The organism is Yeosuana marina (genome assembly GCF_011762485.1).
In the GTDB taxonomy this organism is placed as follows: domain Bacteria; phylum Bacteroidota; class Bacteroidia; order Flavobacteriales; family Flavobacteriaceae; genus Yeosuana; species Yeosuana marina.
The window spans coordinates 108,046-134,722 of sequence record NZ_JAAKGI010000025.1 but is presented as its reverse complement, the minus strand read 5'-3'; the positions used below and the strand labels follow the sequence as shown (position 1 = coordinate 134,722).

The 26,677-nt window shown below is 33.0% G+C and carries 17 protein-coding genes; 9 read left to right on the top strand and 8 right to left on the bottom strand.

The window, feature by feature from the left end; all coding sequences use genetic code 11:
* The first annotated feature begins 73 nt into the window (after positions 1-73).
* On the top strand, positions 74-1,378 hold the full coding sequence (rimO, locus tag G5V56_RS12900; RefSeq protein ID WP_166965655.1) for a 30S ribosomal protein S12 methylthiotransferase RimO: 1,305 nt from the start codon (positions 74-76) through the stop codon (positions 1,376-1,378).
* Positions 1,379-1,522: 144 nt separating this feature from the next.
* Here the strand turns inward: rimO and G5V56_RS12895 are convergent, their stop codons facing one another.
* From G5V56_RS12895 to G5V56_RS12885, 3 genes are all read right to left on the bottom strand, one after another.
* Positions 1,523-2,641, bottom strand: coding sequence for an alpha/beta fold hydrolase (locus G5V56_RS12895; RefSeq protein ID WP_166965653.1), 1,119 nt, complete (start codon positions 2,639-2,641; stop codon positions 1,523-1,525).
* Positions 2,642-2,815: 174 nt separating this feature from the next.
* Entirely contained in the window at positions 2,816-3,727 is a 912-nt protein-coding gene (locus tag G5V56_RS12890) for an alpha/beta hydrolase (protein ID WP_166965651.1), read from the bottom strand.
* Positions 3,728-4,003: 276 nt separating this feature from the next.
* Entirely contained in the window at positions 4,004-4,663 is a 660-nt protein-coding gene (locus G5V56_RS12885; RefSeq protein ID WP_166965649.1) for a CPBP family glutamic-type intramembrane protease, read from the bottom strand.
* Between the two features lie 201 nt (positions 4,664-4,864).
* On the opposite strand from G5V56_RS12885, the gene G5V56_RS12880 reads away from it, so the two are divergent.
* Positions 4,865-5,848, top strand: a complete 984-nt coding sequence (locus G5V56_RS12880; RefSeq protein ID WP_166965646.1) for an aldo/keto reductase — start codon at positions 4,865-4,867, stop codon at positions 5,846-5,848.
* Positions 5,849-5,879: 31 nt separating this feature from the next.
* Here the strand turns inward: G5V56_RS12880 and G5V56_RS12875 are convergent, their stop codons facing one another.
* The 3 genes from G5V56_RS12875 to G5V56_RS12865 all read right to left on the bottom strand — a co-directional run bounded on the left by G5V56_RS12875 (position 5,880) and on the right by G5V56_RS12865 (position 10,988).
* A complete protein-coding gene (locus tag G5V56_RS12875; protein WP_166965644.1) occupies positions 5,880-7,016 on the bottom strand; it encodes a Gfo/Idh/MocA family protein in 1,137 nt (378 codons plus the stop codon).
* 119 nt (positions 7,017-7,135) lie between these two features.
* A complete protein-coding gene (locus G5V56_RS12870; protein ID WP_166965642.1) occupies positions 7,136-8,443 on the bottom strand; it encodes a carboxypeptidase-like regulatory domain-containing protein in 1,308 nt (435 codons plus the stop codon).
* Positions 8,444-8,555: 112 nt separating this feature from the next.
* Positions 8,556-10,988, bottom strand: a complete 2,433-nt coding sequence (locus G5V56_RS12865; protein WP_240911312.1) for a M14 metallopeptidase family protein — start codon at positions 10,986-10,988, stop codon at positions 8,556-8,558.
* Positions 10,989-11,173: 185 nt separating this feature from the next.
* Between G5V56_RS12865 and bshC the strand changes: the two genes are divergently transcribed.
* Positions 11,174-12,775, top strand: coding sequence for a bacillithiol biosynthesis cysteine-adding enzyme BshC (gene bshC / locus G5V56_RS12860; protein ID WP_166965638.1), 1,602 nt, complete (start codon positions 11,174-11,176; stop codon positions 12,773-12,775).
* A 55-nt stretch (positions 12,776-12,830) separates the two neighbouring features.
* On the opposite strand, the gene G5V56_RS12855 is transcribed toward bshC, so the two are convergent.
* Both G5V56_RS12855 and G5V56_RS12850 read right to left on the bottom strand, forming a co-directional pair.
* A complete protein-coding gene (locus G5V56_RS12855; RefSeq protein WP_166965636.1) occupies positions 12,831-15,074 on the bottom strand; it encodes a hypothetical protein in 2,244 nt (747 codons plus the stop codon).
* 224 nt (positions 15,075-15,298) lie between these two features.
* Positions 15,299-17,152 carry a tetratricopeptide repeat protein gene (locus tag G5V56_RS12850; RefSeq protein ID WP_166965634.1) on the bottom strand — a complete coding sequence of 618 codons (1,854 nt, stop codon included), beginning with the start codon at positions 17,150-17,152 and terminating at the stop codon, positions 15,299-15,301.
* 170 nt (positions 17,153-17,322) lie between these two features.
* Here G5V56_RS12850 and G5V56_RS12845 point away from each other — a divergent pair, with 170 nt between their 5' ends.
* The 6 genes from G5V56_RS12845 to yidC all read left to right on the top strand — a co-directional run bounded on the left by G5V56_RS12845 (position 17,323) and on the right by yidC (position 26,610).
* Entirely contained in the window at positions 17,323-18,696 is a 1,374-nt protein-coding gene (locus tag G5V56_RS12845; RefSeq protein WP_166965632.1) for a pyridoxal phosphate-dependent decarboxylase family protein, read from the top strand.
* 62 nt (positions 18,697-18,758) lie between these two features.
* Positions 18,759-20,294: a glutamine-hydrolyzing GMP synthase gene (gene guaA, locus G5V56_RS12840; RefSeq protein ID WP_166965630.1), complete on the top strand. Its 1,536-nt coding sequence runs from the start codon at positions 18,759-18,761 to the stop codon at positions 20,292-20,294.
* Between the two features lie 221 nt (positions 20,295-20,515).
* Positions 20,516-22,486: a LysM peptidoglycan-binding domain-containing protein gene (locus G5V56_RS12835; RefSeq protein ID WP_166965628.1), complete on the top strand. Its 1,971-nt coding sequence runs from the start codon at positions 20,516-20,518 to the stop codon at positions 22,484-22,486.
* A gap of 78 nt (positions 22,487-22,564) precedes the next feature.
* Entirely contained in the window at positions 22,565-22,801 is a 237-nt protein-coding gene (locus G5V56_RS12830; protein WP_166965626.1) for a DUF3820 family protein, read from the top strand.
* A 212-nt stretch (positions 22,802-23,013) separates the two neighbouring features.
* The gene (locus tag G5V56_RS12825) at positions 23,014-24,630 is read left to right on the top strand and encodes a CTP synthase (RefSeq protein ID WP_166965624.1); all 1,617 of its coding nucleotides are present in this window, start codon (positions 23,014-23,016) and stop codon (positions 24,628-24,630) included.
* 87 nt (positions 24,631-24,717) lie between these two features.
* Positions 24,718-26,610 carry a membrane protein insertase YidC gene (gene yidC, locus G5V56_RS12820; protein ID WP_166965622.1) on the top strand — a complete coding sequence of 631 codons (1,893 nt, stop codon included), beginning with the start codon at positions 24,718-24,720 and terminating at the stop codon, positions 26,608-26,610.
* Positions 26,611-26,677 lie beyond the last annotated feature (67 nt).

Sequence of the window (26,677 nt, the reverse complement as noted above, 5' to 3'; positions counted from 1 at the left end):
TTTTTGTTTTAAGACTATTAATATAAGAAAGGTTTAATTAAGATTGTATCTTTGCGCCCTGATTTATAAAAGTATGCGAACAAAATCTTTAAAAAAGAACAAAATTAACGTTGTAACGCTTGGTTGTAGCAAGAATGTATATGATAGCGAAGTGTTGATGGGGCAATTAAAAGCCAGTGGTAAAGACGTGGTTCATGAAGAAGAAGGCAATATTGTAGTTATTAATACCTGTGGTTTTATTAATAATGCCAAAGAGGAAAGTATTAATACGATTCTTGAGTTTATGCAAAAGAAGGAAGATGGAGATGTCGATAAAGTATTTGTTACAGGATGTCTTTCTGAACGTTATAAACCCGATTTACAAAAAGAAATACCTAATGTTGATGCCTATTTTGGTACAACAGAATTACCAGGATTACTTAAAGCCTTAGGAGCAGATTACAAGCATGAATTAATTGGTGAGCGCTTAACAACAACGCCTAAAAATTATGCCTATTTAAAAATTGCAGAAGGTTGTGACAGACCGTGTAGTTTTTGTGCTATTCCTTTAATGCGTGGTAAACACAAAAGTACTCCTATTGAAGATTTAGTGACCGAAGCCGAAAAATTAGCAGCTAAAGGCGTTAAAGAATTGATTTTAATAGCTCAAGATTTAACCTACTACGGTCTGGATATCTATAAAAAACGAAATCTGGCAGAATTGCTTGAAGCGTTGGTTAAAGTTGATGGGATAGAATGGATTAGATTGCATTATGCGTTTCCAACAGGATTTCCTATGGATGTACTGGACGTTATGAATCGCGAGCCAAAAATCTGTAATTATATTGATATTCCATTGCAACATATTTCTGATTCCTTATTAAAAAGTATGCGACGAGGAACCACTAAGGAAAAAACAACCAAATTGCTAAAAGAGTTTAGAGCAACAGTCCCTAACATGACTATTAGAACCACCTTGATTGTTGGTTATCCTGGAGAAACTGAAGATGATTTTCATGAATTAAAAACGTGGGTTCAAGACATGCGTTTTGAGCGCTTGGGTTGTTTTACTTATAGCCATGAAGAAAATACACATGCCTATAATTTAGAAGATGATGTGCCTGAGGAATTAAAACAAGCACGTGCCAACGAGATTATGGAAATCCAATCTCAGATTTCTTGGGAATTAAATCAGGAGAAAATAGGAAAGACTTTTAAAGTAGTTATTGATAGAAAGGAAGGTAATTATTTTGTAGGTAGAACAGAATTTGATTCGCCCGATGTAGATAACGAAGTATTAATTGACGCCACAAAAACCTATTTAAAGACTGCCGAATTTGCTATGGTAAAAATTACGGATGCAGCTGATTTTGATTTGTACGGAGAGGTTTTAAATTAATGTTTTGTTTTTATGATTTTTATGAAAAGGTTGGTTTATTTTGAGAGTTTTTTCCAAAGGAAAATTAAAAGTAAGCACATTAGCAACTCACATTTGGTAATCTCAAGAAAAGTAATTTTTTATTAATCGTTTTAGCTGTAGTATTTATTTTTTCAGAATTTCATTAATATAAATTGAACGATACTTTTCCGGGAAATCAAAATTTGCTGCATGCCAGGCATCTTTAAATAAAAACCATTTTTTTTCTGGCGCTTTTATGGAATCAAAATATTCTTTTGCCAATGATGTTTCTGTGTAATGATCATTTTCACCTTGAATAATATATACTGGAATTTTCCATTCAGGGACATCACGCATCAGATTGATATTGAAACAAGTTGGCCATAAAAGCCAATAAGCATTCCCGATTAATTGCGGATTAATTGCTGGAGCAAACTTCTCTTTAAATGTTAAACCGTTGTCTAAAAAAATATTTTTTATAATATTAAAATTAAATGGGTCTCGCTGCGGAGGTGCATACTTATTAACGATTAAGCGTTCAATATCACATGCATCAGCCATTTCTCTGGCTGTTTTGTTAGGATACGGAGGTCTCCCAATTTGTTTTAATTGATTTATTGAGGCAGTATCATTCTGTTTTAAAGCTTCATTCATAACAAAATCGTATGACATTTGTTCCGACAGCGGTTGATTAGCCATCTGCCCGATTCCAATATAAGCTTGATATAATTCTGGTCTCTTCTGCACCATAAAAGCACTAACAGTAGTGCCCCAAGAAATACCTTCAATATAAATCTTGTCCTTATTAAATTTTTGCTTGAGATAATCGGTAATTTCGAGGCCGTCATCTACAATTTGTTTTAATGTAATTGTTGAATCAGGTATTTTATCTGTGTGTAAATAGTATGCAGATCCAGATCCTCTTTGCTCCCAATAACATACAGTAAACAAATCTTCCAAATCGATATTTAATAATCGATGCAACACCGGAGGCATATGTCCTCCAGGTCCGCCATGCACCTGTAATAATACGGGGTTATTAATATCCTTTCCCCTAATGGTAAGTCGTTGAGGAACTCCGTTTATTATTTTATCCTCGTGCATGGCAATGCTGTTGGGAAGCACTTCACCATGTTCGTCTAGGAATGGTTCTTCAACACCAGAACTATTGATTCGAATGATGAGCAATACTATTAGAATAATTCCGATAATGCCTCCAAGTAAAAACAAAATCCATTTTCCAATTTTCTTTAAAATTTTCATAATTTATTTTAATTAAATTGCATTTTGCTACCAGCCATTACGATAAGCTTGTTTTAATATTTCATATTATGATTAACTAATTTAAATATTTTATACGAAAAAGTCAATGATTTTCAAAACATTAGCGTTTTATGAGAAGTAAAAAGTTAGTTGCTTATCTTGTCATTTGATACATTAAAAACCATATTTTTTACAATACGCTTTTATAGCACTTTCTAAATCAGGTTTATTTTCCATGAAAGGAATATGTCCTACTTTACTCTTCCATAGTAGCATATTAGGGAATAAAACTCCTTTATAATGTTTTGGGCCAATAGTCCAATCATTTTCACCATAAAAAAATAATACTGGCATTTTAATATCTGGAGTGTACGTTTTAAAGTTAATCAAGTAATCTTTGTGAGACATTCCAATACCACCGAAATCATAATTCCAATTGGGAATTTCGTCAAAAGTATTATTCATAATAGTTTCATTTTCCTTATTTGCATAGGCTAATTTCCACGTAAGATCTTTTTCTTTTAATAGAGGGAAAATGCGATTCAATTTATCTTGAATCTTAATAGTGTCATTCTGATAAAAAGATACATCTTTCAAATCGAGAATTTCACAAGCTTTCGGTATCCAACTTTTGCTAATACTCTCGGTAAGATTGAGAGAACAATTAAACATCATCATACCTTTTATAGATTCAGGGTGTTCCTTTGCATAGGCAGTTACCATTGTTCCTGAAAAAGAGTGTCCCATGATAATCCAACTTTCAAACCCCAGGAATTTTCTAATTTCTTCAAAGTCTTGAATCATTCTGTTCATGCTATAATTGCCATTTGATGGACTGGTAGAACGGCCAACGCCTCTGAGGTCTATATAAATCATTTTAAAATGCTTTTCTAGTATGTCACCTGCAAATTTTTCCATCCAATAACTTCCAGAACCAGGTCCACCATGTATATAGAGACATGGGGAGCCTTTTCCTTTTACGTTTATATATAAGTTTACACTATCAGAGGTGCTAAAATTGCACTCTTGAGCTTTACAATTAATAGTGATTAAGACAAAAAAAATAAAAAATAATAATTTATTCATGACTGAAGTTTTTTATGTTTATAGTGCTTTTGTAAATGAGCTTCAAGGTTGACGACAAAGCATGAGGTTCTGTTACATTTTGTCTAACCATCATTTCAAATTAAAATTATTTTCTGCTTGCAATTTAACTCAAGAGGCGACATATAATAGTTGTTACCCTCAGGCATTTAATGCTATTTTAAATAAGTTTTGATTCAAATTTTATAAAAACATACCAGCTAATTGGGATTAATATTAAAATCCAGCAGGCAAAAATTTGGTTTGGAGTTATATAGTTTAAGTTGTTTGTAGTCTGAATAACATTATGAGAAACAAAAAAGAAAGTATTTCCAGACCAATGCATAAAACCAGTAATCCATAAGTTTTTGTAATTATTAATGGAATAATAAATAAAACGCCTAACAAAAACAGGTAAGACAGGGTGTCTAATCCATCGTTAAGTCTATAGATATGATTTAATAAATATACCGTTGCAGATATAAGTATAATCCAACCAGTTTTAATTTTGTTATTAAGTATCCTAAAAACAGTGCCTCTTGTTAAAATATCTTCAGAGAATGAAGAAAAAAACACGCCAAATGAAAATGGAATGCTAGCTTTCAAAATATCAGTCCAAGGCGGAATTTCTGATAATAATTCAATTCCAAGAAAAAGTGAAATAATGTAAGGAACACCATATAACATTACTCCTAATGTTATCCCGATTAGAACATGCTTTACCTTTAATTTAGAAAATGATAACCACCAAAAATTAAATCCATTCTTTTTAATCCAATTCCCTAAAATCCATGCGGATAGAAAAAAAAGAAATTGAAAAATAAAAAAGCCAGCAATACTATTTTTAAACGAAATCATGTATTCCGCTGAATGATACATAACAAACAAAACGACAAAGGAAAATAATATTTTCCAGATGTCTCTATGTTCCTTATTCATTATTTATCTTCCTATTAGATAAGATAATATTGAGTTTATGCTTGCAAGTAATAATATGATGTAAACCCGTTTTAATAATTTCTTTAAAACGTTAATCGAATTTAGATATTTTTTCTATCAAAATCAATTTTTTAAAATGGATATTTTTTTTGAAAAGTTAAAAGTTAGTTACCTTAGCTATAATTTAAAATCTCAATGATTATGCAATATAGACTATTAGGAAAAACAGGATTTAAAATATCAGAGGTAAGTTTAGGAACATGGCAAGTTGGTGGCAAATGGGGAGAGATTTTTAATCATAAAACTGCCGACACTATTTTAAATACGGCTGTTGACAATGGAGTGAATTTTATTGATACGGCAGATGTGTATAGTGATGGAGATAGCGAAAAAGCCGTTGGTAGATTACTTAAAAACCGAAGTGAACGTATTTATGTAGCCACAAAATGTGGCAGACGTTTAAACCCGCACACCAACGAAGCGTACACGCCAAAAGCTTTAAGACAGTTTGTCGAAGCTAGTTTGACCAATATGCAGTTGGAATGCTTGGACTTAATTCAGTTACATTGTCCACCAACAGAAGTGTTTTACAGACCAGAAATTTTTGGATTGTTTGAGGATTTAAAAAAAGAAGGAAAAATTTTAAATCTAGGTGTGAGCGTTGAGAAAGTTGAAGAAGCTATAAAAGCCATTGAGTTTGAAAATGTAAGCACCATTCAAATTATTTATAATATGTTTAGGCAACGACCTAATGAACTGTTTTTTAAGTTGGCTAAACAAAACAATGTGGGTATAATTGCTCGTGTGCCTTTGGCTAGTGGATTACTTACTGGGAAATTTTCAGAAGAGTCTATATTTTCAAAGGATGACCATCGTTTTTTTAACAGAAATGGTGAGCAATTTGATAAAGGGGAAACCTTTTCAGGTATTGATTATAATACCGGATTACAAGCTGTTAATGCTTTAAAAGAAGCATTCCCTCATAAGAACTTGACCTTGTTGGCATTAAAATGGATTTTAATGTTTGAAGACGTAAGTTGTGTGATACCAGGAGCATCAAAGGTTGAGCAAATACAATCAAATCTTCAAGTGGAAAATGTTTTAGAGTTATCGAAAGACGACATGAAAACCATTACATCTATTTATACTGAATTTATCAAACCTAAAGTGCATCAGTTGTGGTAATCCTTAATTGAAAAGTTTTTTAAGAAACAGATTATTTAGTAACAATACCCATGGATCCTAAATCTAGCAGCTGCTTTTTGCCGTTTTCAGCAATAGATTTATAAATAGCTTCAACAATAATCATATCTCGTTTACCCATTTCTCCTGGAGCTACGTTTGCTGTCCCTAAAAGTATATGTTTTGCAAAATCATCCATTTGTAAGGCTTGCTGACTTTTATGAGGAAAATAGATTGTATTTCCATTTGAGGTTCTGCCACTAATAGGTCCATAGCTATGAGCTGGTTCTAAATCAAACCATCCTTTGTCGCACGATACGCGCATTCTGTTTCCACTGGTATTATGAGACGTAAACATATCTGCTACAGCACCAGAGGGAAATTCCATTTGGGCTGTAATGGTTTCATCGGTATCTTTAAAATATTCTGGTCTTGTACTAAATTCTTGAGCTGATATAGATATTGGATTATAACCAGTACCATAAATACTTGTTTGAATGGCATAAACGCCCATATTCATTAAAGCTCCGCCACCAGAAAGAGCACGATTTAATCGCCATTGTTGGGGATTTCTGCGAGAAATATAAGCAGCTGTTGACGATACATGACGAACGCTACCAAATGTCTTTTCTCTCACATACTTTTTAACTTCATTAGTATAAGGATCTGATTGCATTCTATACCCAACACTTAGTTTTACTCCCTCTTTTTTACAAGCATCAATAATGGCATCACATTCCGAAACATTGATTGCCATTGGCTTTTCGCAAATAATATGTTTACCTGCTTTGGCTGCTCTGATACTAAAATCGGCATGCATACTGTTTGGTAAAACAACATAAACAATGTCAACAGCATCATTACTGATAATAGTGTCAAAATTTTCATAATTATAGATACAGTTTTCAGCAAGGTTGTATTTGTCTTTCCAAATTTGTTCTTTGTCCTTGGAGCCTGTAACTATTGCGGATAAATGACAAAAAGAAGTGTCTTGTAATGCAGGTGCTAATTGATATGTACTGTAACTTCCTAAACCTACTAAAGCAATACCTAGGCTCTTTTTTTCGTTGTTTGTCATTCCAAAGGACAAAGGCATAGTACTAATTAGTGTTGTTCCTAATAAACCTGTGCTTAGTTTTTTATTGAAGTTTCGTCTTGATATTTTGTTCATAGTATAATCCTAGCAGAACTCTTAACCATTCACTTTAATAGAGCTTTGTCGTATTAAAGTGAATACAAAAAGATTTTTATTTTTATAATTGAATGATTTAATAGATTTTTAGAGACCTATTAAATTTCCGCACGCTCTAATTTTCTATTGATTTTTTTGATAGCTGCTTCAATAGATTTTTCTGGTTCAATAATATTATATTCACCCCAAAATTCTGGGTCGGCAAATCCGGAGGCTTTGTCGGTTAAAATAACGTTAGGTTTTAATTTTTCGCCTTGGGTGCTAACTTCATCACTTATTTTCCAGTTTGTAACAGCCATTTCGCTATTTAAGGTATAAACATTATTAAATAATTTATTTTTCCAGTTGACTTTAAATGTTAATTGAATATTTCCATATCCGTAATGCCATTTGCCATTTCGGGTTCTGTAATCTACTCTATAAGATGCTTCGGTAGGATAGACTCTAACTCTTCTTGGTTTTTTTCTAACAAACATCTCACTAGCTAAGGATTTGTTTTCAACATTTAAATTATAAACAGCACTTGTTAAAGCTAAAGTTTCTGAGTCAATATAAAGCTTTCCGTAATATAGAGGCTCTCTATTATCTATACTTTGCTTAAACTTTACAACATATACAGGTCTGTTATTTATTTGTGTAGATGGATCAAAACTAAATACATAATCAGACAAATTATCGGTATTAAAAATATATTCTGGGTATTTAACCATGTCTGTATATAAGGTGCTAAACGGACCGCCTTGAAGCTTTAAAGCAATCGTGTCCAACCTTGAATAGTTTGTGTTTTTTCTTGATTTTAACAAGGTGACATCATCATGTTTTGAATTTGAATACGGTTGTTTGTTAATTTGAACAATAGCTTCAGATAATGAGGCGTTTCGATTACGTTTTTTTATAGTTTCTCTATAAAAGGCGGTCATAACCGTATTCTCATTGTAGTAATTATTATTTTTTCTATTTAAGGTTGCTCGAACTAAAGCAGCTGCATCTTTTGAACCGTAAACACTTATAAAATCTAATTCTGTTACAGATTCATTTAATAAAATTGTAAAGTCTTCATTTTTAAATTCAGACAACGGAATTTCTTTTTTTTCATAACCCAATAGAGATATAACAACTTTTTTATCTAAATAGTCGCTAGGGACTTTCAATAGAAATTCACCTTCATTATTGGTTATGGTACCAATATTTGTTCCTAGAACATTAATGTCCACATAGGCTAAGGGTTTTTCAGTTTTACCGTCAAGTATAAGCCCTTTGAATTCACTAGGTGTTTGAATCGTTTGATCGACTTGTTCCTGATAAAAATTGCTGGCTTGTATATTAAAAGCAAATCCTGAAAAAAGGAACAATAACAGAGCTATTTGGATAAATGGGGTGTTTCTATAAGATCTTTTCTTTTTCATAATTAGCATGTTTAAATTGTTATAAATAAACACGTTAAGTTACTAAAATAGAGTAACAAAGACAAGTTTTTTTAGTTAAAATAAGTCTTATAAAATCAATTAAAAGCTGTTTTTAGTTGTCTAAGAAAATAGCGTTGGCTAAAAACAGTTTTCCATTTTCCCAAAAACCTCTAAACATAATATCATCTACAAAATAAATAATGTTTCCTTGACCTAATCGTTCTTCACCAAAGACTAAGGTGTTTTTTAAAGCGTTATAAGTGTCGCTACCAGCAAAGCCAGAGATAGGCTTGGTGTCCTCACCAAAATAAGCAATATTAAAATTGTTCTTTCCTAAAAGGTTGAAGGCATAGTTGTCATTTTTTAATGTAAAGTAATTGCTGGGATAACCAAAAGCCAAAGGATGTGTGTTATCGACTTTAATTTTATAAATAGCACCTAAGACTTTTGACTTTATTCCTTCACGAGTTCTATCGGCATACGGAATCAAATTAATACTATCTTTCTTTTCTTCTTTTTTATAATCTGTCGTCTTCAAATCAAACTCTTCTTTATTACTAAATATTTTTAAAGCACTACCAAAGGCAATCACTTTACCACCAGATTTAACCCAGGTTTGTAACTTTTCAAGATTTTTTTTATCGAATATATCTTTGTAATTACCTTCTGGAATAAGGAGTGTATGGTATTTGTTTAAATAAATATTACTAAAATTAATTGAAGGTAATGATGTAAGTGGGAAATGCAGTTCGGCTTCAAAAAAATGCCAGAGAGATCCGTAATTTAAAGATGCAACGTTTGGTCCAGTAAGGATGGCTACTTTAGGATTATGGATTATTTTAATATTGTCTGACCCTAAATCTGGTCCACTTGTTGAGAATCCAGACGTGATAGGATGTAATTGTCTATGGAATGTGGTAGCAGCTTTAATAACAATCTTATCAAAATCTTGAAGCGTTTTATTATCACTTCTGGTAATGATTAACGACCCTCTGTTAAATTGCAAACCAGATTCTGTTATTGGTTTTTCTGTAAACCTAATATTTACCTGTTGTTGTAATAAATATGACAAAAACTCTGCGTCTTTTAGGCTATTCCAATTTAACATATAAGCAACGCTATTCGGATTAATAGAATTAGTGATTATAGGTGATGGTTTTGAGTTAGAAGGAATTAATTTTTCACTCCCTATAGCATCTAATCCATAAGCGTAGGGTAAGCTCCAAGCGGTGATATCATAGGTTAAAGAATCGACTAATTTTGTATGAGGTTCAAATAGAACGTTAACCATATTGCCTTTGGGTTGATTCGTGCTCACAACTAAATCATTAGGTGTTGAATTTAGTGAGCCATTTGATGCTTTAAAATACTCGTATCCTGTAATTTTTCCGTTACTAGTGTTATAGCCATAATGGATGTCATGCTTATCAAGTAATGATTTTAGAGCCTCAATGTTATCTGAATTACCTTGAAGTACAAAACTTTTGTACTTTAAACGAGAGGTATTATCAAAGAATTTTTTAAACTCACTATTTAGTTTTTCTGTATTTTGAGAACTGACTTCAATGGTTGATATACCTGTTGTATAATGATGTTCTATTCTGTCTGTAAGAGTCAACAATTCATTTTCATCATTCAAAACTCCTAAACCTGCTCTTCCATGACCGGCTTGCTCAAAGGTCATTCCAATGGCTCCCATATACGTTGGGTAGGTGTCGCCATAGCTTGGGTAGAGTAAATCAAAATATTCTTTAGTAAAAAATAGCCAGCCAGCTTTATCAAAATACGAGGCATTATTTTTGCCAATTTGCGTTTGAAAATCTCGCTGCCAGTCGGTGATTATTTCATGAAAAGGCTCCGCTGCTGGTGCAAAATAATAATGTTCATTGATGCCTTGTTCATGAAAATCTACATGTACTTGGGGTAGCCATTTATTATATATTTTTAATCGTGCTTGAGTTTCTTTTTGTGTCCCCCAAACCCAATCTCTATTTAAATCAAACAAATAATGATTTGGTCTGCCGCCTGGCCAAGGTTCATTGTGTTCCGAGGCTTGTTGGTCACTGTTAAATGGAGTACTTGCAGTTCTATTAAACCAATTTACATATCTGTCACGCCCGTCTGGATTTAAGCAGGGATCAATAATAACAATAGTGTTTTTAAGTAAGTCTTTCTTTTTTGTGAGTAAGGCATATAGGGTCTTCATAGACGCTTCACTACTAGAAGCTTCATTGCCATGTACATTATAGCTTAACCAAACAATAGCGATATTGCTTGGGGTTGAATCTCCTTCAATAACTCCGGCATTTTTAAGATTGTTGTTTCTAATTTGTTCAAGATTTTTTATGTTGTCTTCCGAAGAAATATAAGTAACATACAAGGGTCTTCTTTCATTCGTCTCTCCGTATTGTACTAACTTAACATTAGTACTCATTTCATCTGAAACGTATTTAAAATAATCAACAACTTGATGATGTCTCGAAAATTGTGTTCCAAGTTCATAACCTAAAAATTCAGAAGGCGATTCTAAATTTTGCGATGACATTTGAACTGAAATAAAAATTATAAACACAAAATTTAGTATGCTAGAAAATAGTCTCATAAGATGGGTTAAAAAGTTAAAAGCTAATTTACTTAAATATATGATATGAGAACTCTTTAACGTATTTTTTAGAAATTAAAAATGGAATAGCCGTATATTTACTTTTTTTAAAATCGGACTTAATTAATATGCCAACTGAAAATATATCATTTAAAAAAACTGGTTATTTTTCATCACTTATTTGTGATTATTTAGATGAAAAATCATCACTGCATCCGTTTTACAATAGATATCCAAAACTCGAAAACTTTAAAGGGCAAATTGAAGAAAAACAGAAATCTTTCTCAATAGATTCTAGAAATGTTTTAGTAACTGCTTTAAAAAAGCAATATCAACATATTGATGCATCGCAACTTACGCTTGACCATATTGAAAATTTAAAAAAAGATAACACTTTTACAATAACTACTGGGCATCAATTAAATATTTTTACAGGGCCTCTCTATTTTTTATATAAAATTATTTCAACTATCAATCTTACTAAAGAATTAAAACAAGCCTATCCAGAGTATAATTTTGTACCTGTTTATTGGATGGCGACCGAAGATCATGATTTTGATGAAATCAATTATTTTAATTTTAAAGGAAAAAAAGTACAGTGGAATAGAGCATCAAATGGAGCTGTTGGTGATTTGTCAACAGATGGTTTAGATGAGGTTTTTGAACTCTTTTCAAAAGATTTAGGGGTAGGTGAAAATGCTAATGCGTTGAGAGATTTATTTTCTGAAGCCTACTTAAAACATAACAATCTTGCTGATGCGACGAGGTTTTTAACTAATGCCATTTTTAAAGCATATGGTTTGGTAATTATTGATGCAAATACGGCCGAATTAAAAAAAGAATTTGTTCCTTTTATAAAAGACGAATTGCAAAATGAAACCTCATTTAAATCGGTTTCTGAGACAAGCAACAAAATAAATGAATTAGCAGAGAACTATAAAATACAAGTAAATCCGAGAGAAATAAATCTTTTTTATTTAAAAGAAAATCTAAGAGAGCGGATTGTTTTTGAAGAAGGTATTTATGGTGTGGTCGATACTGATATAACATGGACAAAAGAAACTATTTTAAAAGAGGTAGACACTAATCCGGAACGGTTTAGTCCTAACGTGATTATGCGTCCGTTATACCAAGAAGTTATCTTGCCAAACCTTTGTTATATCGGTGGTGGCGGTGAATTAGCCTATTTGTTTCAACTTAAAGATTTTTTTAATAAGGTCGATATTCCTTTTCCTGCCTTGTTGTTACGCAATTCTGTTTTGATTCAATCAAAAAAACAGCAACAGAAACTTCAAAAACTACATATATCAAATGAAGATATCTTTTTAAAGCGAGATAGCTTTGTTAATAAAAAAGTAAGAGAGATTTCAAATATTGATATTGATTTTTCAAGTCAAAAAAAGTATTTAAAGCAACAGTTTGAAGATTTATATAAACTCGCAGAGCAAACGGATAAATCGTTTTTAGGTGCAGTAAAAGCTCAGGAAGTAAAACAATTAAAAGGGTTAGATAATCTTGAAAAAAGACTATCAAAGGCACAAAAAAGAAAACTGTCTGATCAAGTTTCTAGAATGATAGACATTCAAAATGAATTGTTTCCAAATCAAAGTTTGCAAGAACGTAATACTAATTTTTCTGAGTTTTATTTAGAATATGGAGAGGAATTGATTTCTGAATTAATCAAGCACTTAGATCCTTTAAAAAGTGAGTTTACAATCTTAACGTTATGAAAAAAGCAAGCTATTTAGCTTCCTTTTTTCATACTAACCCAAATATTTTTAAAACTTAATGTCTTTTCTTAGCATCATTAATTAATTTTTGTAAAGCACCTTCTGGATTGCAACTAGTCGTATTAACACGTGCGCGTTCAACTAATTCGTCTCCACTAAAGATATTGTACGCTTTAACTGTTTTTTCTTCACCATTAACAACAATAAAAGGACTAAATTCTTTTGTATTGTTATTGTATCTAAAACCTGAAGCCTGAAGACCATCTGTAAGTTCTGAAATACAAGCGTCAACACCATCTTTTAAATTATTTAGTTCTTCAATGGTTGGCAACTTATCAAGGATGACCTGAGCATCAAATTTAATGCCTTCTGCCTCAGCAATATATTTAACATTATCTGCTGCTTCCAATAATTGGGATACTTGTGTTGCCGTTAATATGGTGGCCGATATAGTTCTATTTCGTGTTGTGCTGCTTGACCAAACACTACATTTGTTTATATCTGGTATTGGACTTGGATTATTAACAGCTTTATTTCCATAGGAAATGGTAACCGTTACAGTTTTGTTTATTTTATATAAGGTTGCAAGATATCTTAGAGCACTTTCCAGTTCTGCTCTTGTTTGCTCATTATCATTGGTATCGTTTACGGCATTTTTTAACCTATTTAAAGCGTATCTGTAAGGCTGGACAGCTCCATTGACAATCGAAGAAATATTTGTGCTACATATGGCAGCTCCGTTGCTGCTGGCAATAGAGCTTGCCTGACTTTCTGCAGCGGCAACTGCAGAATTTACAGCATTTGTGATTTCAATATTAGCTCTATCAATAATATCAGGAAGCGCCGCTCTCAAGCCTCTTAAACTTAATTCAAACTCATACTTATCATTGGCGGTCAGTAAATCTGCTTTTGCTTTTTCGGTAGTCTCAATGGCTGCATCAATTTGGGATGAAACCGTTTCTGAAATGCCAGCAGTAAAATTCACTGGAGGCGTGGCTATAACCTTTGTCTCATCTTTGGTAAAGGTGGCATTAGCTTCCCATATGTCGTCATTAACAGTCACTTGGCCTTCCATTGTAAAAGCTTCCGGTGTAACACGCATAGCACCACCAATAGATTGACTACCCGTAGGAGTTTCTAAATTGAAAACACCAGATAGACCAATATCAAAATTGCCCGTTTGTTCAACAAATCCATAGGCGTTCATATTACCACTAGGTGCCACCGGAATAATACTTGGCCACCAAGAAAGATCTGGTTCGACCAAACCATTAATTAGGGCTTTAGCAACAATACCATTATTGGTACTGGCTTCTGCAACAATAGCTGCACTACCAGAACCTATTGGGAAACCGAATGAAATGAAGGAAGCGATGTCAAATGAAAAATCTAATTTTCCGTTGATTCCAGCACGATAGTTATATCCAAAATTAGATTCCATGGGTTCATCAAAGTTTGCATTGACGTCAAATCCTCTATTTTGATAATACATGCCCGTAGCTTCTAACACTTTGAAAAAAGAAACCGTGCCACCAGTTACCTGATTAGCTTGAAATGAAACGGTTTTTCCGTTTACGGGATTGGAGGATATGTATTTAAAATTTGACCCATAAGAAGCTCCAAAACTTACACTGGCTAACTTGGAACTGCTAGAGTTTCCGTTGCTGCCATTTCCACTGCCACCATTATTATTACTACTGCCTCCGCCAAGTGCATCTCCACCTAATGAGTAGAAAAACATGGGGTCTGTATAATCAGCAATAAATGTTATGTGGCCGCCAACGGGCGCTTTAATGGTCAGTGGTTTTTGCGCGGCCGGATCATTATTGGCACCAAGTTTTAATTCTAGATTTACCGAAACAGCAAACACAAAATACCAACTATCGTCAACTAATTGTATTTCAAAATCTCTATTTTCATTTAAAAATTTTCCTGAAAAGAAGCCAACATCTGCCATTACAGGGTTTTCAAATTCAAAATAATTGGATGGTGCCGGTATTTCTGAAGTACCAGTAACAGACATTAATGTGCCGTTGTCATAAAATTGAACATCAAGATTGGCGTTGTTAAAAACCACATCGCCCGAAGAAGCCGTGGCAATGGTTAAGCTGCCATCAACTGTGTATCCGTTTTCGGTATTTGTAACGACCCCTTGAGGTGTGATGCTATTATCAGAAATTTGCTCGTTAGAACCAACAGGTTTAATGGGATCTGTTACACTTTCATTGTTGCAATTACAGGTTACGATGGCCAAAAGTACCCAACAGAGGTTTTTAACTAATTTTTTTACTGCTTTCATTATTGTTATGTTTTGTGGTTGATAATCCTGTTTTGTGTGACCTGTCCGGAAAACGGTCTGCAGCCCTAAACCGAACAAGACCACAAAACGGTTGTTGTCAACTTAATGACAAAACAAACCTAAAACATGAAACTGTTGAATAAAAAAAAACGGGGTGGACAACGGGTGGACACCTTATAAATATGTTGATGACAAATGGTAGACAGCTTTTTTAGATCTTGTAATCAAAGGCTTAACACGAAATCTTGTAAAGAATTGTCTGTGTTGATATTTAGTTTTTTTCGAAGTCGATATCGCGCTTTTTTAATGCCATCTGGTGAAATATTAAGGATGTTAGCAATCTCTTTTGAAGATAAGTTCATTTTTAAAAGAGACATCAAGCGTAATTCATTTGGGGTTACTTCTGGGAATTTTTCCTTTACATTGCTGTTGAAATCTTTATGGACTTCTTGAAAATATTTGCTGAAGTTTTCCCAGTTGTTATCGTCCTGCAAATCAAAATTGATGGTTCTTATAAGTTGCTGATAGCCATTTTGATTGTTTTCTAAAGTTTTAAGTTCTTCGGCTTTTTGTTTTAAACCTTCCAAGACCTCATTTTTTTTAGCCAAATGCAGAGCATGTGTTGTGAGTTCCTTCTTTTTAAAAGCTAATTCGGCATCCACTTTTTCCTTTTCCAGTTTATTGCGTTTTAATTTTTGTCTGATGGCATAAAAGGCGGCCAAAGAAAACAATAAGCCAATAATTAATAAAACTCGAATTAAATTCTCATTTTTAGATTTCTGTTTTAATAAATCAAGTTCTTTTTCTTGTAGCAATATCTGTTGCTCTTTTTTTTCGGTTTCGTATTGTGTTTTTAATTCGTCAATTTGTTTGGCTTTGGCTTCATTGAAAATACTGTCATTATAAGTTTGATATTGTCGTTGGTCCTGTAAGGCAGCTAAATAGTTTCCTGTTTTTTCATAGGCTTTAGAACGACCAGAATAGCAATCTCTAATAACATCTAAGGCTTTTACGGAATCTGCTAACTTAATGGCTTTGGTATGGTTATAAATGGCTTTGTTATAATCGAGGGTTCTATAATAGATGTCACCCAGCATGTTGTAGTTAATTATTGAATTATTGATGGAGCCAATTTTTTCGGTAATAGCTTGTGCTTTTAAAAGATATTCCAATGCTTTTTTGTTGTCTCCTTTTTTTGAGTAAATATCAGCCATATTGGCCAAATTGGAGGCTAAAAAATCATCTCGATTCATTTTTTCGCCAAGTTCATAACTAAGTTGGTAATTTTTTAGTGCCTCGTCATAATCTTCTATATACCAATACAAATTGCCCAATTCTATATACAAAACGGCCGTCCAATGGTCATTTTTTAATTCTATTAATGTATTTAAAGCATTATTAAAAGGCTTCAAAGCTTCTTTATAATTGCCTCTTAGCATTTCAATTCTGCCAATATCACCGGTTGCAATGGCTTTTCCTAATTTATTTTCAGGTTTTATGGTGTCTAAAACATGCAAGGCGTTTAAGGCTTCCTTCATCGCAAGATCTAATTTGCCCATATCCATGTAAGTAGTAGATTTTCGTTGAATGTTATCAACCATATGTGGACCATGTTTCATCTTTGTGGCTACTTCAAGACCTTGGTTGGCAAGTTCTATGGCCTTATTAAAATTCCCTTGAAGCGTTTCAAAAATGGCATATTCATTTAATGTTCTCCAAAGACTTTCTTGATTTTTGGTGTTTTTTAATGTTTTTACAGATTTTTTAAAATAATATTTAGTCGAATCTATGTTTGGCAAAAATCTATAATAGTAAGCCAAGTTAAGATACCCAAGACCTTCACCGTTTTTGTAATTAATTTTTTTGGAAAGTGTTAATCCATAATTAGCATACCTAAAAGCTTCATCTGGGTTTTTATGTTTGTAGGTATTATAAAGTTTTTGACTTGTTTTAACTTTTTCAATACCATCAGGTTGATTATTGAAGACATTTAAAAGACTATCAAGTTTTTTGTTTTCTTGCGAAAATGACCCCAAACTGATACAAAAGAAAAGAAAGACAATGATTGGCCGCTTCATTTATTGATGGTTTAATCTTTGTTAAAAATAAATATTTATTTATTGTAAATCAAACAGTTGATTTTTTGAAATGATATTATCAGATTTCAAAAACAATATATTCATTAGTTAGTGTTAAATTTACAACCCGTTAAAAATAGGTGTTTTTAATACTTAACATTATAATAAACATGCATAAAATAGATATAGAGTTAGTTGAAATGACTATGGATGTCATGAAGTATGCTATTAATAGAATTTCAAAAACTGATCCAGAAATTGGAATCCCAAGGAGGGCAGAAGATTTAAAAGCATTGGTTGGAGAAACTATTACGCCGAAAGGAATTGGAGGTGAAGTAGCATTTGGATTGTGGAAAGAGCATTTAATGAAGGCTAATGTTTCGATAGATCATCCAAGACATTTGGCATTTGTGCCAGCGGCTCCAACAAGAGCAGCTATTATGTTTGATTTGGTAACATCGGCGTCTAGTATTCACGGTGCCTATTGGATGGAAGGTGCTGGTGGTATTTTTTGTGAAAATGAAGCCATGAAATGGATTGTATCCTTAACAGGATTACCAGAAGGTGCTTTTGGGGTGTTTACTAGCGGCGGGACGGCTGCTAATTTATCGGCTATCGTAACAGCAAGAGAGTATTGGCGTAGTTTAAACGACCAGAATAAAGTAGAAAAAGGTATTATTATTACCTCTATCGGAGCACATTCATCTGTAAAAGCAATGGCTAAGGTTGTTGATGTTGATGTGTTGCTAGTGGATACTGAAGATAAAATGGAGGCAAGTACGTTACAACAAACAATTGATGGACTAACAGAACATCAAAGGAGGCGTCTGTTTGCAGTCGTTGGAACAGGTGGCACAACCAATGCTGGTATTATTGATGATTTGTCTGGAATAGCTACTATTTGTGAAAATGAGCATTTATGGTTTCATATAGATGCGGCTTACGGAGGAGGTGCTTTGGCGGCTGACTCTGTAAGACATTTATTTAAAGGTATAGAGCGTGCCGATAGTATTACAATTGACCCTCACAAATGGATGTTTTCACCTTACGATTGTGGTGCTGTGATTTATAAACAACCTGAATTAGCAAAAAAAGCGCATTCCCAACAGGGATCGTATCTCGATATTTTTAAAGATGAAGGAGCTCATGGCTTTAATCCAACCGACTATCAAATACAGTTAACAAGACGCGTGAGAGGCTTGCCTTTATGGTTTTCTTTATCTATGCATGGTACAGACAGATATAAAGAAGCGGTAGAACGCGGATTGGAACTGGCCCAAATAGCGGGTAAATTAATTGAAGAAAGACCATTTGTTGAGTTGGTGCGGGAACCTAGTTTGTCATGTGTATTATATAGAAGAATAGGTTGGAAACCTGAGGATTATACGCATTGGACGTATGAAAACCACAGAAAAGGTTTTGCTTTGGTTACGCCAACAAAATGGAAAACAGGTGCTAGTTTTGAAACCGTTTCACGTTTTTGTTTTATTAATCCTGATACAACAGAGAAGGATATCGAAATGATTTTAGATTCGATGGCTTAAAAAATTATTAAAAAAATATAAATCGTAATTCGTCATTCTAAAATCAATTCCTATTTTTGCGCATGCAACACAACAAGGTACTTATTTTAGATTTCGGGTCTCAATATACACAGCTTATTGCCCGTAGAGTTAGAGAACTCAATATTTATTGCGAAATTCATCCGTATAACAAAAAACTATCAAACATCGCTGAGTACAATGCTGTTGTGCTTTCTGGCAGTCCGTTTTCAGTGAGAGGCGAGGATGCACCACATCCAGATTTATCTGAAATAAGAGGCAAAAAACCAATGCTAGCAGTCTGTTATGGCGCACAATATTTAGCACATTTTTCAGGAGGTGAAGTAGCGCCCTCTAATACCAGAGAATACGGTAGAGCGAAGTTGTCTTTCATAAAAAAAGAAGAGCTATTTTTTAAAGGTATTCACGAAGGTAGTCAGGTTTGGATGAGTCATAGCGATACCATAAAACATTTACCAACCAATGGAGTCCTTTTAGCAAGTACACACGATGTAGAAAATGCCGCTTATAAAATTGAAGGTGAAGAAACCTATGCAATTCAATTTCATCCTGAAGTTTATCACACTACAGATGGTAAACAGTTATTAGAGAATTTTTTAGTTCATATAGCTGGAGTTCATCAGGATTGGACACCACAATCTTTTGTTGAAGAAACGGTTGAAGAACTTCAAAATAAAATCGGAAATGATAAAGTAGTTTTAGGCCTTTCAGGTGGTGTTGATTCTTCGGTAGCGGCAGTTTTACTTCATAAAGCCATAGGAAAAAATTTGTATTGCATCTTTGTAAACAACGGTTTACTTCGTAAAAATGAATTCGAAAGTGTTTTACAACAATACGAAGGCATGGGGCTTAATGTAAAAGGGGTTGATGCTTCCAAACGATTTTTAGATGCTTTGGCTGGAATTGAAGATCCTGAGAAAAAGCGAAAAGCCATTGGAAATTCTTTTATCGAGGTATTTGATGATGAAGCACACCAAATTGAAGATGTTACCTGGTTAGCACAAGGCACTATTTATCCCGATGTTATTGAAAGTGTGTCCGCTACCGGTGGACCATCAGCAACCATAAAAAGTCATCATAATGTTGGCGGATTGCCAGACTACATGAAACTTAAAATTGTAGAACCACTAAAATCGTTGTTTAAGGATGAGGTTAGACGAGTTGGAGCTACTTTGGGTATAGATCCTTTGCTTTTGGGTCGTCATCCGTTTCCTGGACCTGGTTTAGGGATTCGTATTTTAGGAGATATTACCGCTGAAAAAGTGCGTATTCTCCAAGAAGTTGATGATATTTTTATTAATGGTCTGCGAGAATGGGGCTTATATGATAAAGTATGGCAAGCAGGCGCCATGTTACTGCCAGTCAATAGTGTTGGTGTGATGGGCGATGAACGTACTTATGAAAAATGTGTCGCGCTAAGGGCTGTAGAAAGTACAGATGGTATGACTGCAGATTGGGTAAACTTACCGTATGAGTTTTTACAAAAAACATCAAACGACATAATAAATAAAGTAAAAGGCGTTAATAGAGTAGTGTATGATATAAGTTCAAAACCCCCTGCTACCATTGAGTGGGAATAAATTTTGGATACCAATACCATAATTTAAAACTATATTTATATTATTTTAGGTATCTAAATCAAGTAAAATTCACGTATATTATTATGATGAATTGAAAAATAGAAATAAGATGTGTTTACTTTTTTTGGCATGCTATATGCATGTATAGAAAAGAAAAACATTAGCATATTCTAAGTGTTTTTGTAAGGTTACACCCTAACACCATTAAAAAAATAGATTACATGATTAAATTCTTTTCCGTTGTATGTTTAGCATTTCTTTTTAGTATAAATACTGCTAACGCACAAAACTACAAGACCCATAAAGTTAAAGAAGGAGAGACTATTGAAAGTATTTCTAAACAGTATTTAGTGACCCCTTTCGATATTTATAAATTAAATCCAGATGCTAAAAAAGGATTAAAACCTAATACACTTTTAATAATTCCTAAGTCTAAAGTTCCTGAACCTAAAGTTACTATTACTAAAGAGTTGCAAGGGTTTAAAACGCATAAAACTAGAAGAAAAGAAACGCTTTATAGTTTAGCCAAAGAATATAATATCACAGAAGACGATATTAAAAAATACAATACGTATTTATACTCAAATACTTTAGGAAAAGGAGATAAACTTCAAATTCCGATATTTAAAACTACCAGAACTGTCGAAACTGTTGAGCTAACCATGCCTTATACTGTATTGCCAAAGGAAGGTAAATGGCGTATTGCTTATAAGTTTGGTATTTCGGTAGCTGAATTAGAAGCATTAAACCCAGAAATGAACGACGTTTTACAGGAAGGTGAAGTTATTAATGTGCCTAATATTCATAAAGATGAACAAAAGCAATTTGATGACCAATACAGTTATTATAAGGTATTGCCTAAAGAGGGGTTTTATCGCTTAAAACTTAAATTAGGTTTAGATCAAGATCAACTTGAAGCTTTAAATCCAGGGTTGAAAGAAAGTGGTTTAAAAATGGGTATGATTTTAAAAATCCCATATAATGAAGCAATTGGTTCTGGTGAAGAGCTTGCAAATGCTATTGATTTAACTGACAGTATCAGCGATTTTAAAACAAAGCATATTGCTGTCATGTTACCATTTCGTTTAAATCGTGTTAATTACGATTCTATTTCTGGTACCAAGCTAAGTATAAAAAATGACCCTTATTTAAATGTGTCTTTAGATTTTCATTCAGGAATTTTAATGGCCATTGATTCATTAAAAACATTAGGTATTTCGCTTAAGGTTGATGTATATGATACTAAATATCAAGTAAGTGAAGTAGCCGACATTATTAGAAATCATGATTTTGAACATATGGATGCTGTGATTGGGCCATTAACACCTAATAATTTTGAAAAAGCCTCGTCAGAATTGCGATTATATAATGTTCCAATTATTTCTCCAATTGGAGAAAATCTTCAATTGTATGATAATGTATTTGAATCGCGACCTTCTGCCTCCATATTAAAAGATAAAACGATAGCCTATATAAAAACAGTACCAGATGTGAATAATACCATTATTATTTCTGATAGTAAAAATGCTACGATAGCTAATGAACTTCAGCAAGATTTTCCTCATGCACGACACTTATATTCAAAACAAAACAAAGACGGTGTTGATGAAAATTATGTTTTGATTGATGACGTGGCTCATATGTTGAAACCAGGGCTAAATATGGTGTTTTTAGAAACTCAAGACAATGGTTTTGCTTCTAATGTAACTAGTATTTTAAATTCTTTAATTCAAAAGGAAGACTTAGAAGAGAAAAAGCCGGAGATTAAAATTATGCTAACGACAACTAATGAAAATCCAGCTTTTAAAGGCGATGAGGTGTCTAATGAGCATTTGTCAAATTTACAGTTTACATACGCTTCCATGTCAAAAACTCAAAATGCTGATGATAATAATTCATTTGTTGAAAAATATAAAAAACTATATAATACACCTCCTAACAAATACGCCATTCGTGGGTTTGATTTAACGATGGATGTTGTGTTACGTCTGGTATCCTCAGAGAATTTATATAAATCTGTAAACGAAAGTCCTTTAACAGAATATGTGGAAAACAAATTTGAATACAAAAAGAAATTATTTGGAGGGTATTATAATGATTCTGTGTATTTGGTAAAGTATCAAGATTTACGAATTGTTGAAGTTAACCCTGTTAATGAAAGTGTTTCAGCAGAAGCCATAGGAGGTTTTTAAGCAGGTGTTATTGAAACCATATGTTTTCGTGTGATTTTTTCAAATAAAATCACTTAAATAATTTTATTTTTTAAATCGATGCACGAACTAACTCCTGACAAAAATTTCTTGATTACTTTGGCGCATACCAAAATGCCTTTTGGTAAATATAAAGATAGATACTTAATTGATTTGCCTGAATACTATGTGGTTTGGTATCATAATAAAGGATTTCCTAAAGGTAAATTAGGAGATATGCTACAAATGGTTTACGAACTTAAACTAAATGGCTTAGAAGATTTAATTAGGAATATTAAAAAACGGTATCCTAAATAAGTGTTTTTTGATTTTTGTTTAACTTAATAATATGCAATCGGTTTATTAAGTTATATCATAGGTTAAAGAATTTAAAAAATATTCTTACAAAGTCAATATGCATCAATGATTTTAAATAAAATGAGTTGTTTATAAAACATTTTTAAATAACCAAAACAATACTTTAATTACTGGTTTAATTTTGTAAATTTGCCTGCGTTTATAGGCGCAATATGGTAAAAAAAACAAAATATATATTTGTAACAGGTGGGGTTACCTCATCTCTTGGAAAAGGGATTATAGGAGCATCTCTAGCAAAATTACTTCAAGCACAAGGTTACAGAGTAACCATTCAAAAATTAGACCCTTACATTAACGTCGATCCGGGAACTTTAAATCCTTACGAACATGGCGAATGCTATGTGACTGCTGATGGTGCTGAAACCGATTTAGATTTAGGTCATTATGAACGTTTTTTAAACGTCCCTACAAGTCAGGCAAATAATGTAACGACTGGAAGGATTTATCAAAGCGTAATTGAAAAAGAACGACGTGGTGAGTTTTTAGGTAAAACAGTACAGGTAGTGCCTCACATTACCGATGAGATAAAAGACAGAATTCAAATTTTAGGTAATTCTGGAGATTATGATATTGTAATTACCGAAATAGGTGGAACAGTTGGTGATATTGAGTCCTTGCCATATATTGAAGCAGTAAGACAATTGCGTTGGGATCTTGGTGAGCACAACGGTATTGTTATTCACTTAACATTAGTTCCATATTTGTCAGCTGCAGGAGAGCTTAAAACCAAACCAACACAACACAGTGTAAAAACATTGATGGAAAGCGGAATCCAAGCTGATGTATTAGTTTGTAGAACCGAACATGATTTACCTGTTGAGTTGAGAAAAAAATTAGCGCTGTTTTGTAATGTTCGTGAAGAAGCGGTCATTCAGTCTATTGATGCCTCTACAATTTACGATGTACCAAATTTAATGTTACAACAAGGCTTAGATAAGGTTGTTCTTAAAAAATTAGATTTACCAAGTGTAGAGCCAGAAATGACAAAATGGAATCAGTTTTTAAAGAAACTTAAAAATCCAAAAACTGAAGTTACTATTGGTTTAATTGGTAAATACGTAGAATTACAGGATTCGTATAAGTCAATTTTAGAATCCTTTATTCATGCCGGCGCAGAAAATGAAGTTAAAGTTAATTTAGAATCGATACATTCTGAATATTTAAATGATGATAATATCAAATTAAAATTATCTCATTTAGATGGTATTTTAGTTGCACCAGGTTTTGGTGAGCGAGGTATCGAGGGAAAAATTGTAGCTGTACGCTATGTTCGTGAAAATAATATGCCATTTTTCGGAATTTGTTTAGGAATGCAAATGGCAGTTATAGAATTTGCACGTCATGTATTACATATACCTGATGCAGATTCTACTGAAATGAATCCGAATACAAAAAATCCGGTCATTGATTTGATGGAAGAACAAAAGTCGATTACAGATAAAGGTGGAACTATGCGTTTAGGTGCTTGGGATTGCGATTTAAAACTAGGTAGTAAGGTTAGTGAAATTTATAAAGCAAAAACTATTAAGGAGCGCCATAGGCATCGTTACGAATTTAATAGTGATTATAAAGAGCAAATTGAAGCAGCAGGAATGCTCGCTACTGGATTAAATCCAGATACAGGATTAGTTGAAATTATTGAAATACCAACACATCCATTTTTTGTAGGTGTTCAATATCATCCAGAATATAGCAGTACTGTTGCAAATCCACATCCGTTGTTTGTGGCATTTGTAAAAGCAGCGTTAAAATTTAAAAATAATAAGTAAGGTGCCAGTGTGTCATAAAATGAAAATTGGATAGTTTTTTGATTAGAACAGTTCTCCTCGCTAGAAAGTAGGAATAATTTATAACAGATGGAAGAAAAAAAATTAGATATTAATTCGGTAATAGGCTTTGTGCTTATTTTCGGCATATTAATGTATATGCTTTGGCAAAATCAACCAACGCCAGAGGAACTTAAAGCGCAAGAAAAAGCTAAGCAAAAAGAGGTTGTTAAAGAACAAAAAGATACAGAAGAAGCTCAGACAAAAGAAACTACTGCTGAAGATTATTCGGCTGTTGCTGCCACAGATTCTGTTCAAGTGGCTGGTCTTAAAAACAAGCTAGGAGCTTTTGCATATTCATCTACGTTACCTTCAGCTTCAGATAAAGAAACAGTTGTTGAAAGTGATCTTTTAAAATTAACCTTCAGTAATAAAGGCGGTTTTTTATCAGAAATAAAACTGAAAAAATTTGTTGATTACGACTCCATTCCTATTTACTTGGTAAAAGATAATAACAGTGGTTTTAATATTAATTTTGGAACTACTGATAGTAGAATATTAAATACCAAAGATTTATATTTTGAGCCCACAGTTACTAAAAACGGCGATAATACCATAGTTTCAATGAAGCTAAAAGTATCTGAAACTAAGTTTTTAGAATATAGATATGAGATTAAGAAAGATGACTATATGCTTGGGTTTTCTATTAAATCTCAAGGCTTAAATGATGTAATTAATAGCTCGCAAGACATTAATTTAGATTGGAAAATAAAGACCTATCGTCATGCAAAAAGTATTTCGTATGAAAATAGGTATACCGATTTAATTTATGAATATGAAGGGGGCAAAGACAATAATCTTGGTCAGCGTTCTGATTCTGACAAAGAGGTTGATGATGTTACCTATATAGCTTTTAAACAACATTTTTTCACATCTATTTTACTAGCAGATACACCTTTTAAAACAGCGTCTTTAAAATCTAAAAATCTTGTTAAAGATGAGGAAGTAGATACAGTTTTTACCAAGTATTTTGAGGCGAAGTTGCCTTTAGAAATGACAGGTGGTGAGATTAATAAAAATATGAATTGGTATTTCGGACCAACAGATTATAAAGTATTAAATGCTTATGATAGAAATTTAGATGAGGTTGTTCCATTAGGTTGGGGTATTTTTGGTTGGATAAACCGATATGTATTTATTCCTTTATTCGGATTTTTGAGCTCATTCTTACCCTATGGATTTGCTATTGTTTTTATGACTATTATGGTGCGAATTGTAATGTCTCCAGTGACATACAAATCCTATGTATCTCAGGCTAAAATGAAGGTATTGAAACCAGAAATTGCTGAGATTAATGAAAAGTATAAAGACAATGCCATGAAAAAGCAACAGGAAACTATGGCACTGTATAGCAAAGCAGGTGCGAGCCCCATGGCTGGTTGTTTGCCGGCATTGGTGCAGTTGCCGGTGTTCTATGCGCTCTTTCAATTTTTTCCATCCGCATTTGATTTGCGTCAGAAAAGTTTCTTGTGGGCAGAAGATTTATCATCTTATGATGTCATAGCAAAATTGCCGTTTCATGTGCCGCTTTATGGTGATCATGTAAGCTTGTTCCCTATATTGGCATCTGTAGCTATTTTCTTTTATATGCAAATGACTACGGGGCAGCAAATGGCATCGCAACCTACACAAGAAGGAATGCCAGATATGAGTAAAATGATGAAATACATGATGTATTTTTCACCATTGATGATGTTATTCTTCTTTAATAATTATGCGTCAGGATTGAGTTTGTATTACTTTGTTTCAAACTTGATTACCATTGGTATTATGTTAGTTATTAAAAACTATATTATTGATGAAGATAAGATTCATGCCAAAATTCAAGAGAATAAAAAGAAACCTAAAAAACAAAATAAGTTTCAGAAAAAAATGAAAGAGATGATGGAAGAGGCTGAAAAACAAAAAAAGGCAAAAAAATAAATAAATATTAAAGTCACCGATTAAGGTGGCTTTTTTGTTACATGCAATTTCAAATTAAAGAATACGT